Here is a 13,488-nt window from a genome sequence, read left to right on the forward strand (position 1 = left end):
TCATCCCCCATCCCCAGCACGACCAGGAGATCCCCATGTTCAGCTTCAAACACCCCGCGTTTTCCTTTGAGCCGTTTGAGCCCATCCCGCTGCGACTCATGGTCTGGCAGGGCACCACCGCGCTGCATCGTTTCGCGGCCGAATCGCTGCACCTGGGGCCCGAGCCCCTGGTGGTGTTGCTCTGCACGGGCGTGGACGTCCTCGCCGGGGACGACCAGGGCCATCACGCTCTTCTCCTGGCGCAGAAGCGCTACGAGGAGACCCATGGCGAAGGTGGCCTGGGCCGTGAGCTGGCCCCGCTGATTGGCGGGGACCGCTCCCTGGAAGCGCTGAACGTCTTGGAGGAGGCCACCCTTGAGGCGGCGCGGATGATGCGGGCGGACGAGGACGCCTGGTGCAGCTTTCTGCATCAGGTGGCGACCGAGCGGGAGGCCATCAGCGACCAAGAACGGTTCCGAATGCTCATGGGCCCTGAGCAACAACCGTCCATGCTGGACCTTGCCATGTTCAGAGCCATCGTGAACCTTGACATGTTCGAAGAAGCCAAAAAGCGGATGGCGGAGCGCTGGGCCCTCCGCGCGATCGCCAACCGAGAGGCCACGACCACCACCGCAAATACTCGGCGCCGCCTCTGATCCGTACCGTGCCCTGGCACGGGTCGACCGTTCGTCTAAAGGGCCAGCCGAACGCTTGACGAGCGCGCGAATCCCGCTACGTTCAACCATGAGGTGACGTGGAGGAGCGTCGCCACCACCCTTACCACCACCCACCACGGAGTCCTGCCATGTCCCTGCTCGTCCTGTCCCACCTAATCCAGTTCGCGGCCCTGCTCCCCGTCGAAGCGCTCAACGTCCTTTACGCGGCATGGCTCGCTGTCACGGTCGGTCTGTTCGACGGCGCGACGGCGGGCAAGACGGTCTTCCACGACCACGTGCTCACGGCCTTCGCGTACCTCCCCAAGCACCCTGGGGACGTGGTCTACGTGGCCGGCTGGACGGCGTACGCCGCCACCTGGCATGGCTCCCGTATTTAACCGCACCGCATGACCCAGCGAGTCCCGCTCCCGGTTGACGGGCGGCCAGGACCCGCTACGTTTGTCCCATGCCGTCTCGTCGAACGGCACCCACCACCAGGAGGTCCGTCATGCGCTTCAAACCCCATTGCCCGGTCTGCACGGGCCCGGTCGTGTACACCCGCCGGCCCGAGTGCTGGTCCTGCGCCACCTGCGAAAGGGCGTACGGCGCGGCGATCCACGCGAACCTGAACCCGCCGGCGTACACCGGCACGTTCGGCCGGCCCGAATACGAGCGGCAGCGGGTCCAGGCCACCGCGCGTCCCAGGACGTAACCGCTCGACCCATCCCGCCGCATTGGGGCACGTCCGTGCCCTGGCACCCCTCCAAGGCCCCACCCGGGGCCTTTCCTCATTCCGCGTCCAGCGTCGCCAGGCTCCGATGCGCACGGGCAACCGCGCCCGTGCCGTGGTGCTGATGCTGCGGGAATCGTCGTGGCCGTGCCGTCCAGGGCCCGTCGTTCACCCCGTTGCGTTTTCCCCGGTCCGCCTCTTCTTCGACGCGTAGCTCAGCCCGTTCCCCGCGCAAGGGTTCGCTTCGCCAGGTCCTCACCCGGTCCCTCCCGTTGGGAGGGCGTGCGGCCTCCGGTTCTGCCCCTGCACGTTGCCCTGGGCCTCGCTGACCACGCGTCGAGGCGGCTCCAGCGAACACGGCAACAACGACGAGGAAGGGCAGAACCATGAGCACGACCACCACCCGCAGCACCACCACCCCGAACAACCACACCGCGGCGTTCCCCCGCACCCCCGAGGCTCACCAGCGAACAGCAGAAGGCGACACCCGGGAGGTGGTGCTTAACGGCGCGCGAATCCTCATGCGTTTCACCGCCGGCCAGTGGTGGAACGTCCGGGTGAGCTGACCAGCAACACGAACCGCAGCGCCCTGGGGCCAGGGGCTGCACCAACCGAACAGACAGGAGATTCACGATGGCTTACTTTCTTCGCATGGGCGCCGATTACCTCGAGGACGCCGTGAAGCACGGCACCAAGGCCGGCGCGATCGCAGCGTTCCGCGAAACGTCCGACGAACTGGACCGCTACGGCCAGTCGATCACCGCCTCCATCCACATCGCCGACACCATGGAGGAGGTGGTTGAGTACCCCGACTTCGTGCTCGAAAGAGGACCCAAGGGCGGCGTCCGCGTCGAGCGCGCGTAACCGCTGGACGCCTGGCACAAGGGCCCGCCGATCGGCGGGCTTTTTGCTGTACGGAGCAGGGGACGACCAGCGTGCCGGGGGCGTGGTCCTGCTGGGACCCGCTGAAACCCCGCCGGGGCCGGAGGCCCGGCACTCGAAAGGCGGGACCACCGCACCCCGAACGGCGCCAGGGGCAGGGGCGGGGCTCAGGGCAGGTGGCGGAGGAGGACCACGTCCACGTCAGCGTGTCATCGCGCCATCGCGCCCACCTCACCGCTGCGGAGCAGAAACGGCCCGGAGGGACCGGGGTTGGTGCGGGCGCGGCTGCGGCCGGGTGTCGGTGTTGAGGGGTGCAATGGCACGGGCTAATCGTTGCTATAGAGACCTAGCTTGCCATAGAAAAATACCATTGTAAAACAACGGGATACCTTGTTTCGTCATGCCTAAAACCTTTGACTAGAGGTCGTTGGTACGAGAAGCTGAATGTGTAGGCAGCGCGATCGACGCAACGCCAAATCCCCACCCCAAGGAGTTCATCATGACCATCACGTCCCTGACCATTGACCAGATCGAAGGCGAGTTCCCCAACACGGAAGCTGCCAATCCCTACGACCGGGAAACCCTGCTGTGGAACAACAAGTTCTACGCGCTCGTCGGCGAGCTGTTCCCCAACACCGACCCGCGCGTCATCCACGCTGTTACGCTGAACACGCCCGAGAGCAACGAAGGCGACCTCAAGACCTCGCAAGTCCGCCGCGTCATCCACGCCATGGAAAACGGGTTCGTCAACGAACCGTTTTTCGTGTCGACCTTCAACGCGGAATACCCGGTGACCGAGGACGACCTGGGCGACCGCGCCGAATGGGAAAACACCGCGCTGGTGGTCAAGCGCGACGGCGGGGAGGTTCGTTGGGGCTTCGAGGGCTCCGAGCTGTAAGCCACCCCATCCACAGCACCCCATCCACCGTTCACCCTGGGCCCGCGGCAACGCGGGTTCGTCCGTACCACCGGGGCCCGAGCCCACCACGACCAAACCAGGACCCGCCATGCGCACCGCCAACGTCCCACGTCCGTTCCCCGTCCTGCCGCCGGCCGAGGCCGTACACGACACGCAACGCGTCGCCGAGCAAACGCGGGCCGCGCTCACGGAGCTGGAAGCGGCGATCGACCGGGCGCAGGGGCACCGGGCCCGAATCGTCGCGGCGGTGCGCACCTTCGACGCGCCGACCGTTCTCCGGCTGCTCGAAGCGGGCACCGGCACCACGCAGCGCTTCGACCTCGGGTACCGCCTGCCGGAGCACGTGTTCGCGCTGATGCCCGACCAGGCCAGTGAGCGAGAGGTGGTCGACGTCTGGCGCAGCATCACCCCGCGACCCATGGCCGCGAGGCCCGAGCTGGACGGCCTGCTGGTCGAGTTGGTGCAGGCCTTGGGCGCGCTGCACCCGGCGACCGGGCTTTTTCACGAGCAGCACGTGCTGTTCACCGCGCACCTGCTCGTAAGCGTGGGGTGCCGAGACCGCGTCTTGGACGGGGTGCCGTTGCGCGACCTGCTGCACCAGGCCTGGCTCTACAAACACGACAAGAAACCGGACGCCCTGGTGGTGCAGGCGGTGCTGAACGCATGGCTCAAGCCACCCCGCAAGCCGCACACGAAGCGTCAACCCAGCACCAGCGCCAACACCAACCCGAACCCGGGGGCCTAACGGCCCGGGCCGGTCAAAAACGAAAACCAACACCCCCGGTCACCGCGCAGCGGGCACGGCCGGGCCACTGTCCGGGCAGCGGGGCTTTGCTGTCCGGGCGCCCGTGGCGCACACCCTGGACAACGGGCAGAGCTAAACGCCTTGCGCGGCAAGGGGCAGCTCCCCACGGGTCCCGGCTGTCCAGGTGTCCGGGCAAAAACCACCTGGTGCAGCGGGAGCCGCAGGTCCGATGGCGGGGCCATGGCTCGACCAGCACACCCGGGCCTCGTACCTCTCTTTCCCTTGGACACCTGGACAACCATGACAGGGAGCCAGGCGGGCAGGGCGTCCGAGGCCTGTCCAAGTCGCAGCACCATCACCTGGCCCGGGCCTGGACAGTGATCCGGTGATCCTGGACCCAGTCCGGTCTGCACCGTGGGTATGGTTTTTAGCCGTGCCACGGCACATGTTAATAAACGCTATAGGCGGGATCGACGGCATAGAAAAATACCATTGGAAAAAACAACAGAATACCTTGTTTCGTCATGCCCCAAACCTTTGACTAGAGGTCGTTGGTACGAGAAGCTAACTATGTAGGCAGCGCGATCGACGCAATGCCAAAACCACCCCACGGAGTTCACCATGACCAGCACCGCCCTGACCCAAGACGTTCAAGACGCAATCCTCGCCAGCGTCGAGCTGAACGACATCGAGACGTTCGACGACGAACACGATCCGGAGGTCTACAGCACCAACGTCTACGTCGACGTGACCATCGACGGCACGACCTACACCGTCGTGCATGAGCGCGGCACGGACGGCGAGGTGGAACGCGCACCGGACGACGGTTGCGGCATCGTCGAGGTCTACGTTGCCGTCATGAAGCTGACCGGCGAGTACAACGACGAAGAAGCGGACGACGTGCTGGACATGTTCGAGCACAAGTCGGAAGACCACGTGTCGACCGAAGCGTTCAACCTGGGCCTCGCGATCGATCAGAAGATCGCTCAGGTGGCGGAGGCCGAGCAGGCCGATTACGACACGAAGCGCGCGGCCGATCTGGTAATCACCCCCGAGTTCGGCGTGGACGCCAACGGCAACGTGGTGGGCCTGGACAGCGAACGGGCTGTTCTGGTGTTCGAGCACAGCACCGAAAAGTTCGCCAACCTGCTCCGTTTCGACGTGTCAGCGAAGAACAACGATGGTGTCTGGTGCGATGCCGGCCAGGCCGACATGTTCCACTTCCACCTCGAACCGGCCGAGGTCTACCGGCGCTACGCAGAGCGGCAGGCGATCCGCCAGGAAGAACGCGCGGAACGGGAGGCTTACGAGAGCGGCGAGATCTACGCCTGACCACCAGGCTCCACCGTTCAACCAGGGCCCACCCTCACCGGTGGGCTTTGCGGTACAAGCCCCTGGGCTTCCATCGAACCGGAGCCGTCCCATGACCACCGCACCGTCCACCCCGTTGACCGTCAAAGAAGCGGCCCAGGCCCTGGCCGTCAGCGACGGACGCGTGATGCAGTTCCTCCGCGCCGGCGCGCTGACCTTGGCGGCCAACCCGGATCGGTCCAGCGGCCCCCAGCGCTCGAAGCACCACGTTGACCCGTCCTCGGTCGAAGCGTTGCGGCAGGCCCGTGCCAAGGCACAGGTTGACAAGGCCGCGCGGGAGGCACGGCGGCAGAGCTTTCTCGCGGCACGGCAGCGCCTGCAGGCGCTCCGCGATGCCCAGGCCCAGGGCCTGCTGACCCCGGCGGATGCGGCGCGTGAGCTGGGCATGTCGCGCCAGTTGATCCATTTCCACGTCCACCGCGGCAACCTTGCCACCGTGACCGTCGCCGGCCGCCGCCTGGTGCAACGGTCCGACCTCGAAGCGTTGTCAGCAGCACGTTGAAAATGACCCAGCGGCAGCACATTGGATTTGACCCACCCGGGTAGGATGGGCCCTTTTTGGAGGGCCAGTGCTTACAAGGGAGGTAATCGTGGAAATACGTGTGTTGGCCCGCCAAGGATTAGGAATCCGGGAGATCTCGCGGGAACTGGGGTTGTCGAGGAACACCGTGCGCAAATACTTACGCAGTTGTGCTGAGCAGGATCGTGCGCCGCGATCGGGGCGCACGCAGAAGCTCGATCCGTTCAAAACCTATCTGCATGACCGGGTTCGCGCAGCGCATCCGGCCTGGCTGCCGGCGACCGCGCTGCTGATCGAGATTCGCGCGATGGGTTATGACGGAGGCCTGACGCGGCTGCGGGTCTATCTGCGGTCGCTGAAGTCGATCAAGGCGCCGGAGCCACTGGTACGTTTCGAAACCGATCCGGGGCAGCAGATGCAGGTCGACTGGATCGTGTTGCGACGTGGCAAGCTGCCGCTGTCGGCATTCGTTGCGACGCTCGGTTACAGTCGGGCGAGTTACGTCGAGTTCGTGACCGACGAACGATTGCCGACGCTGCTGGGATGCCATGAGCGCGCGTTCGACTTCTTCGGTGGGGTTCCTCGCGAGGTCCTGTACGACAACGTCAAGACGGTGGTGATTGGCCGAGACGCCTATGGTCCCGGACTGCATCGCTATCAACCGGCCTTCCTCGACTTTGCGAAGCACCACGGCTTCGTGCCGCGCCTGTGCAAGCCCTACCGAGCGAAGACCAAGGGGAAGGTTGAGCGCTTCAACGGATACCTGCGCCGCAGCTTCTACAATCCGCTGGCAAGCCGGCTCGCTCAGGATCGCCTCTCGCTTGACGCGACCACGGCGAACGCCGAGGTCGTGCGCTGGCTGAGAGATGTCGCCAATGTGCGCATCCACGGCACGACTGGACAGTCGCCGCTCGAGCGTCTCCTGCTTGAGCAACCGAAGCTGCAGCAGTTGCCGGAGCCGTGGCGCGCGAACCTGCCGTCAGCTTCCGTGCCGACGATGCCACCGCCGTCGCGGTTCGATGATACGCCGCTGCAGCATCAGCTGTCAGTGTATCAAGCCCTGCTGACGGAGGCACGTTGATGGACATCCAGCACGAACGTATCCTCGAAGCCTGTCGACAACTGCGGATCGACACGATGGGCGAGCAGTACAGCATGTTGGCAGCTCGCGCGGCAGCGAACCAACTCACGTTTGCCGACTTCTTCGAGGCGCTGTTGAAATCTGCGATGGACGCGAAGCACACGCGGACCAAATCCATGTTGCTGCGCACGGCCGGCTTCCCTGTGCTGAAGACGCTGGAGGAGTTCGACTTTACGTTTGCTCACGGCGTTGCCAAGAAATCGGTGCTGGAGCTGTCGTCGATGGCCTTCGTCGAGCGCGCCGAGAACATCGTGTTGCTCGGGCCGAGCGGCCTTGGCAAAACGCATCTGGCGATCGCACTCGGTTACATCGCAACGCAGATGGGGATCAAGACGCGCTTCATCTCTGCGGCGGATCTCGTCATTGCCTTGGCCGCCGCTTCCCGGCAGGATCGATTGGCCGACTTCCTGAAGCGCAACATCATGAACCCACGGCTGTTGATCATTGATGAGGTCGGCTATCTGCCGCTCGGCCGGGACGATGCCAATCTGTTCTTCCAGGTGATCGCCAAGCGGTATGAAAAGGGTTCCGTGATCGTAACGAGCAACTTGCCGTTCGGGCAATGGGACCAGACGTTCGCCGGAGATCAGACGCTCACGGCCGCGTTGCTCGACCGCCTCCTGCATCACAGCCATGTTCTACAGATCAAAGGCGAAAGCTACCGACTGAAGGACAAGCGAAAAGCCGGCGTGATCCGATCCCGTGCATCCGAAAGTGCTGAACAGCAACTGGAGATGCACGCGTAAGTGATGATCAGCAACATCGTTTGACCCTGGGTCAGGCGAAACCGATGGCCAGCAACTGACGCTGACCCAGGGTCACGCAACATGCTGGGCATCAACTTGGTGACCCAGGTGGGTCAAATCTAATGTGCTGCACAACGGCCCAAGTGGGTCACTTCTAAGTTGCTGTTGACAGCGTTCAAGCAGCGTCGCGATGGGCACTGACCGGCACCACCTCCACGGGCCAGGGCCAGTCCGATGAGGGCTGGTTTGTGGGTACCACAACCAACCCCATGAGGTACCCCATGTTTTCCGGTGAACTTGACGTCCGCGGCCTGTCCGACGCGATGGGTCTTCCCGAGACCGAGGTCAACCACCGCCTGTACGGCGGCCGTGAGCCCTTGCTGGGTGGCGCTGGTGGAACGATGGGCGGGACGGCGTCGCTGCCGAAGCCGACCCAGACGAAGCACCGGCACCCGTTCCTGGCCCGGTATCACCCGGCGCCCGCGGGCGATGACGAGCTGCTCACGCAAGCCCAGGTTGCCCAGGAGCTGGGGTTCACGCCCGCGTCGGTCTGCAACCTCGTCAAGAAAGGGCGGCTAGCGACGGTGGAGCGTGGCGGGCGGCGGTTCATCCTCCGGGCCACCCTCGATGCGTTCCGCGCGGTGCGCTTCCCGGCGAACCGGCAGGAGGTCATGACCGTTAAGCAGGCGATGCGGGAGCTGGGCCTCACCACCGAGCACTCCGTCTACCGGTTGCTTCGTGAGAACGGCATCAAGCCCACCAAGTTCGGCCTGCAGATTTACCTCACCCGCGACGAGCTGGACACGATCCAACGGGCACGCAAGGGCAAGGGCCTGGAACGTTCGATGGAGCCGGCGGCCAGCATCGCTCCGGCCCCAGACGATACCAGCGCGCCGACGATCGCTCCCACGGCACCCGAGCCGATCGTGGCGCCCACGGTCCAGACCCATACCTCGGCATCGGCCCCCACGGTTGAGGCCCAGGCTCCGGCGTTGGACCTGGCGCCCGTGGCGCACCCGGAGCGTCCGGTGTACGCCGGGCCGAATCGACCGAGGAAGAGGGGCGAGAGCTACGTCCAGGCGACGCGCACGGTGCCCGACCCGGTCTCGCCGACCGGATTCGCGGTGCGTCGCGGCACCCCGGTGTGCAGCGACGACCTGTCCGACCTGCACGTGCTCGTGTTCAAGAAGAGCCGGGGCGCCCTGGCCGACCGGCTGCGTTACGCACCCCTCGAGACGATCGATGAGCGGGCTCCCAACGGCGAAACTCCGCTGCACCACGCGGCCCGGCGTGGCCACCTGCACGGCGCGGCGCTGCTCCTCGCGCACGGGGCGGACGTGCACGCGGTCGACGAGTTCGGCCTCACCCCGCTGCACCACGCTGCCGAGCAGGGCCACCGGGACGTGGTCCTGCAGCTCATCGCGTTTGGCGCACGGCCGGAACGGAAGAGCTACGACGGGCAGACCGCGTCCGACCTCGCGAAGGACGCCGGGACCCGGGAGGTGCTCAAGGCCGCGCGAGCGATTGGCTGAACCGGAGGCAGGGGCCAGGGGCTGACCATGGAGGAGCGGGCGGCCCCTGGTGCGGTGGAAGACCGGAACCGGCGAACGGCAACGTCAAAACCCTGGGCACAAGGCCCACTCCGCCCCGTCACCGCACAGCGGCGGGACGCGGGGCTCAGGCCCAAGGGCAGGTTGCAGCGGTGCGTGGGGAGGGTGGCCGGAGGATCGGGGTTGCGGCGGGGCGTTAGCCCCGTTTTTCATGTGCCCTGGCACGGACCACTCCCCTCTGGCACCGAGGGTCGACCGTTCGTCCGATAGCACAAAGTTTCTGCGTTCTTACCGCATAAATCCTGCTTACCGGTGTTGCTCAGGAAGATGATTTTCGTAGACTGGAAGTGTAGGCAGCGCAATCGACGCAACGCCAAACCCCACCCCCCGGAGTTCACCATGACCACCATTTCCCGTCGCGAAACCCTGTCCTTGGTTCGCAAGGCTCTCCACGAAGCCTTCCCACAAACAACGTTCACCCTCCAGCCGTCGCGCTCGAAGGGAAACGCCGCTTGTGGTTTCACGCTGGTGTGGGTGAAATGGATCGACGGTCCCAGCTCGTCGCAGGTCCACGATGTTGTGAGTCGGTTTGAGGATCGCATCATTGATTGGGACCGGCCCACGCCCTGGAGCAATCAACCCAAGGCAAACCACCTCCTCGACGGGCACGCCGTGCGTTTCGACGTGTCGTTCTTTTCCCTTAAGCGAACCATGAGCGAGGAAACACTCGTCGACGTGATGGACGCCGCCGTTAAGGATTTTCCGACGCCTTATGAAACGACGGCGATCCGCTACACCACGGTCGTCCCGCAACCGAGCAAAACGGCGGAGCGCGTTCAACGTGTGGATCAAGGCGCCTGGGAACGCCAGGAGCTGCTCGACCTGGCCGCGAACGCGATGGTCGCCAACGGTCCTACACCGACTCGGAACCGCGCACGACTGTAAGCGTTCCCCACCCTGAACGTTCACCCTGGGCCCGCGGCAACGCGGGTTCTGGCGTACGAGGGCTCGCACGGTGCGGCCCAGTGCCAGGAGAGGCAACCACCATGTTCGACCGACCAGACCGCACGCGCAAAGGCGCAATGCACAATATTTCCTGTTCCGCCATCCGCGCCGATCATTTCGGCGAAGCGGCGACGTCCAGCGGTGACACGCATTTCACCTTCCTCGCGTTCGGTGGCATCTACCAGGACCTCCGCGCTTACGGCCGTACCGGGGCATCGATCCTGAAAAGCGTTTCGTTCAAGCTGTTGTCGACCATCGACGAGAGCGGCGACGCGGTGGAGCAGCCCATCGCGGTGGTTGTCGCTTCCGCCGGCGGGCATAACTTCGACGTCTGGTTCCAGCGGAACGAGCAGGGTGACGTGGCCCCGTACCAGCCCAGCGGCTCGATGACGGAAGCCCTGGACTGTCGCTTCACCCTCGGCGACGCGCTGTCCGAGCTGGCGCTGACCATGGTTCAGGAGCACAAGGACTTCATGGACACGAACACCGAGGAGGAGGACAGCGAACGGCTGGAGCCGATCACGCAGATCGCCAGCTTCAAGAAGGCGTTGATCGAGCGGATGATCGCGACCGCCACCGACGGGATTGTCACGTTCGAGCTGAACGCGGCGCTGCCCCGGCCCCTGCCGGACGTCTGGACGCTGGTGGAAGCGGCGGCTTACATGTCGGTATCGGTCGAGTTCGTCCGTCAGGGGATGGACCAGGGCGCACTGGCCTGCCTCATGATCCGGGAGCCGACCGGCGAACGCATGTGGTTCTCGAAGCAGGCGATCGACGACTTCTGGACGACCGAGGTGGGGATCACCCACCGGCCCACCCGCACCCGGTACGCGTGAACCGTCACCGACGCACACCATCACTAGGGCCCGCGGCAACGCGGGTTTTGGCGTACGAGGCCCAGGCCTTACCCTTTTTGTTTCACGCAGGAGAAAGACCGACCATGACCGCACGCGCGACCCCCACGACCATCCAGGGCCAGGCTTGCCTCGGGCTGGCCGACGCCACCGTACACCTGGGCCTCGCCGCGTCGAGCAAGGCGGCGGTTTGGCGCAAGATTCAGGCGGGCCACCTGCACGGGGTCCAGGACGCCCGGGGCGCATGGTTCGTCCCGGTGGCGGAGCTGGACCGCCATAAGGCCCTGGCCGCCGACACGTCCCGCGTCGGGGCCCGCGAGGCGGCGATGATGCTTGAGGTGGCGATCACCACGGTGCGCGACTGGGCACAGCGGGGCGTGCTGGCCGGTGCCCTGGACGACCGGGGCCGGTGGTCGTTCGCGCGCAAGAGCATTGCGGCGCACGCCAAGGCCCTGGCGGTGCAGCGCGAGGGGATGACCGCGTCCCAGGCCGCGCGGTACTGCTCGCTGGAGCAGGTCAACTCCCCGCTCCGCCACCTCAACACGTTGAACGACGCGGTGAAGCGGGGCGAGCTGTCGGCGTTCGTCGACGCCAGCGGCCGGCGCAGGTTCCACCAGCAGGAGCTGGACCGTTTCCTGGCGGAGCGCGCGAAGCAGGACCGCCACGTGCCGGGCACGCTGAGCGCGAAGGAGGCGGCCGAGGTCCTGGGCGTTGCCGACCGCAGCACCATCGGGTGGTTCGCCGAGCGGGGTCAGCTCGACCGGGTCCGGGTCGGGCGATACTGGCGTTACCCCGTGAAGTCGGTCCAGGCGTTGAAGCGCCGGCGGGACAAGGCGGCCCAGGCCCAGGGCTGAACCAGGGGCGGGGACCACCGGCACCAGCGCGAACACCAAAACCCTGGGCACAAGGCCCACTCGACCCCGGACCCGCGCAGCGGACGGGAGCGGGGCTCCAGGGCGTTCGCCCGAACACCGCACCGCACGCGGAGGTGGCGGGCCCAGGCCAGGTGGTGGAGGAAGGCGGCGAACGGGAACGGCTTCCCGATGTGCCAAGGCACGGCTCCGCCAATCGGAGAGGGCATTGCCAGATGAAGGTCGACCGTTCGTCCGATAGCACGAAGTTTCTGCGTTCTTACCGTTGCCTTAGTTGGTGTGTCTTGTATCTTGGAAGTATAGGCAACGCGCAACGACGCATCGCCACAACCCCACCCCCGGAGACCCCCATGACCTTCACCGAAGACTTCCTCGCCACCTTGGATTGGCGGGAGCTTGGCGCCCTTGCGCTGAACGACGACCTCACGACTCGCACCGGGGAGGAGCTGATCAATCTTTCGACGGCCTTGGGTATGCGCGCCGAGCAGTGCAAAGCAGAGACCAAACGCCTTCGCGATCAGGCTCGAGCCATGGACGCCTGGCATGAAAAAGTCGGGGCTGCTCGCCAAAAGGTTCTCGCCAAGGAATACCCCGCCCGACCCGTAACCGTGTGATCGTCCCCACCTTGAATGTAATCCGGTGCATTTTTGCGCCGGATTTGGCGTACCAGCGCCGCGATCGGAAAACCAAACCCTGGGCACAAGGCCCACTCGACCCCGGACCCGCGGAGCGGATGGGCGCGGGGCACCAAGGCGATCGCCCGAACACCGCACTGCACGCGGAGGGTGGCAGGCCCCGGCCAAGTGGTGGAGGTAGGCGGGGACCGCGAGGTAATGGCCCGGAGGGCGAGTGGGGCGCGAGCCCCGTTTTCGCATGTGCCACGGCACGGCTCCACCAGGTGGATCAACCGTTCATCGGCGAGGGTCGACCGTTCGTCCGACAGCACAAAGTTTCTGCGTTTTTACCGCATAAATCCCGCTCACCGGCGTTGCTCAATCGGATGGTTTTTGTAGACTGGAAGTATAGGTAGCGCGCGATCGACGCACCGCCACAACCCCACCCACGGAGTTCTTCATGACCACCGCCACCCCGCACATCAACCCGACGAAGCTCTTCACGTTCCAGAAGGGGCAAGCTACCAAGTCCATCGTTCGATTCATCGCCCACACCGGCGCGGTGTTCGAAGCGACCAGCCTGGAGGAGGTGGTCGAGCAGGCCGAGGATGGCCTGGGCGTGTCGCTGGAGTACGGCATGGACGAGCACGGCCGACTCGAACGCGTGACCCTGGTCCGCAGCCGGTCCGGCAAGTGGCTCGAGCCCAAGGTGCAACGCACCCGCGTTTGGCCGGACACCCCCGAATGGCAAGCGGTGCGCCGGACCCTGCTGGACGTCCTCGACGCGTTCCAGAACGGTGCGCCGGTTGGCCCGTGCCCGTATGATGCAGACGGCTACCTCCCCGGCGAGCGCGAAGCGCAGGAGGGCCTGGAGCTGGCCGCCTGATCGGCACCACCACCCACG

Annotated in this window: 17 protein-coding genes; all 17 read left to right on the forward strand. The window is 65.6% G+C overall.

The window, feature by feature from the left end; all coding sequences use genetic code 11:
* Window positions 1-35 precede the first annotated feature (35 nt).
* Window positions 36-635 carry a hypothetical protein gene (locus BBJ41_RS01185; RefSeq protein ID WP_069744967.1) on the forward strand — a complete coding sequence of 200 codons (600 nt, stop codon included), beginning with the start codon at window positions 36-38 and terminating at the stop codon, window positions 633-635.
* Window positions 636-784: 149 nt separating this feature from the next.
* Window positions 785-1,033: a hypothetical protein gene (locus BBJ41_RS01190; protein WP_069744968.1), complete on the forward strand. Its 249-nt coding sequence runs from the start codon at window positions 785-787 to the stop codon at window positions 1,031-1,033.
* Window positions 1,034-1,143: 110 nt separating this feature from the next.
* Window positions 1,144-1,347, forward strand: a complete 204-nt coding sequence (locus BBJ41_RS40165) for a hypothetical protein (RefSeq protein ID WP_156814723.1) — start codon at window positions 1,144-1,146, stop codon at window positions 1,345-1,347.
* A 404-nt stretch (window positions 1,348-1,751) separates the two neighbouring features.
* Window positions 1,752-1,931 carry a hypothetical protein gene (locus BBJ41_RS01200; RefSeq protein WP_069744970.1) on the forward strand — a complete coding sequence of 60 codons (180 nt, stop codon included), beginning with the start codon at window positions 1,752-1,754 and terminating at the stop codon, window positions 1,929-1,931.
* 67 nt (window positions 1,932-1,998) lie between these two features.
* Entirely contained in the window at window positions 1,999-2,229 is a 231-nt protein-coding gene (locus BBJ41_RS01205) for a hypothetical protein (protein WP_148271019.1), read from the forward strand.
* A gap of 517 nt (window positions 2,230-2,746) precedes the next feature.
* Window positions 2,747-3,145, forward strand: a complete 399-nt coding sequence (locus BBJ41_RS01210) for a hypothetical protein (protein WP_069744971.1) — start codon at window positions 2,747-2,749, stop codon at window positions 3,143-3,145.
* A gap of 109 nt (window positions 3,146-3,254) precedes the next feature.
* On the forward strand, window positions 3,255-3,911 hold the full coding sequence (locus BBJ41_RS01215) for a hypothetical protein (protein ID WP_069744972.1): 657 nt from the start codon (window positions 3,255-3,257) through the stop codon (window positions 3,909-3,911).
* 621 nt (window positions 3,912-4,532) lie between these two features.
* Window positions 4,533-5,243, forward strand: coding sequence for a hypothetical protein (locus BBJ41_RS01220; protein ID WP_069744973.1), 711 nt, complete (start codon window positions 4,533-4,535; stop codon window positions 5,241-5,243).
* 91 nt (window positions 5,244-5,334) lie between these two features.
* Window positions 5,335-5,784, forward strand: coding sequence for a helix-turn-helix domain-containing protein (locus tag BBJ41_RS01225; RefSeq protein WP_069744974.1), 450 nt, complete (start codon window positions 5,335-5,337; stop codon window positions 5,782-5,784).
* 67 nt (window positions 5,785-5,851) lie between these two features.
* The gene (istA, locus tag BBJ41_RS01230; RefSeq protein WP_042976508.1) at window positions 5,852-6,883 is read left to right on the forward strand and encodes an IS21-like element ISRme20 family transposase; all 1,032 of its coding nucleotides are present in this window, start codon (window positions 5,852-5,854) and stop codon (window positions 6,881-6,883) included.
* Window positions 6,883-7,689 (forward strand): IS21-like element ISRme20 family helper ATPase IstB, encoded by an 807-nt coding sequence (gene istB / locus BBJ41_RS01235; protein ID WP_011516034.1) that lies wholly within the window; start codon window positions 6,883-6,885, stop codon window positions 7,687-7,689. Before istA ends, istB begins: the two co-directional genes overlap by 1 nt.
* A gap of 281 nt (window positions 7,690-7,970) precedes the next feature.
* Window positions 7,971-9,221 carry an ankyrin repeat domain-containing protein gene (locus BBJ41_RS01240; RefSeq protein WP_167362187.1) on the forward strand — a complete coding sequence of 417 codons (1,251 nt, stop codon included), beginning with the start codon at window positions 7,971-7,973 and terminating at the stop codon, window positions 9,219-9,221.
* A 417-nt stretch (window positions 9,222-9,638) separates the two neighbouring features.
* Window positions 9,639-10,184 carry an LPD29 domain-containing protein gene (locus BBJ41_RS01245; protein ID WP_015876347.1) on the forward strand — a complete coding sequence of 182 codons (546 nt, stop codon included), beginning with the start codon at window positions 9,639-9,641 and terminating at the stop codon, window positions 10,182-10,184.
* A gap of 101 nt (window positions 10,185-10,285) precedes the next feature.
* Window positions 10,286-11,080, forward strand: coding sequence for a hypothetical protein (locus BBJ41_RS01250; RefSeq protein ID WP_156814724.1), 795 nt, complete (start codon window positions 10,286-10,288; stop codon window positions 11,078-11,080).
* A gap of 104 nt (window positions 11,081-11,184) precedes the next feature.
* Entirely contained in the window at window positions 11,185-11,952 is a 768-nt protein-coding gene (locus BBJ41_RS01255) for a helix-turn-helix domain-containing protein (RefSeq protein WP_069744977.1), read from the forward strand.
* A 368-nt stretch (window positions 11,953-12,320) separates the two neighbouring features.
* Window positions 12,321-12,584, forward strand: coding sequence for a hypothetical protein (locus BBJ41_RS01260; RefSeq protein WP_069744978.1), 264 nt, complete (start codon window positions 12,321-12,323; stop codon window positions 12,582-12,584).
* Between the two features lie 460 nt (window positions 12,585-13,044).
* Window positions 13,045-13,470 carry a hypothetical protein gene (locus BBJ41_RS01265; protein WP_069744979.1) on the forward strand — a complete coding sequence of 142 codons (426 nt, stop codon included), beginning with the start codon at window positions 13,045-13,047 and terminating at the stop codon, window positions 13,468-13,470.
* Window positions 13,471-13,488 lie beyond the last annotated feature (18 nt).

It is taken from the genome of Burkholderia stabilis (genome assembly GCF_001742165.1).
Taxonomy (GTDB): domain Bacteria; phylum Pseudomonadota; class Gammaproteobacteria; order Burkholderiales; family Burkholderiaceae; genus Burkholderia; species Burkholderia stabilis.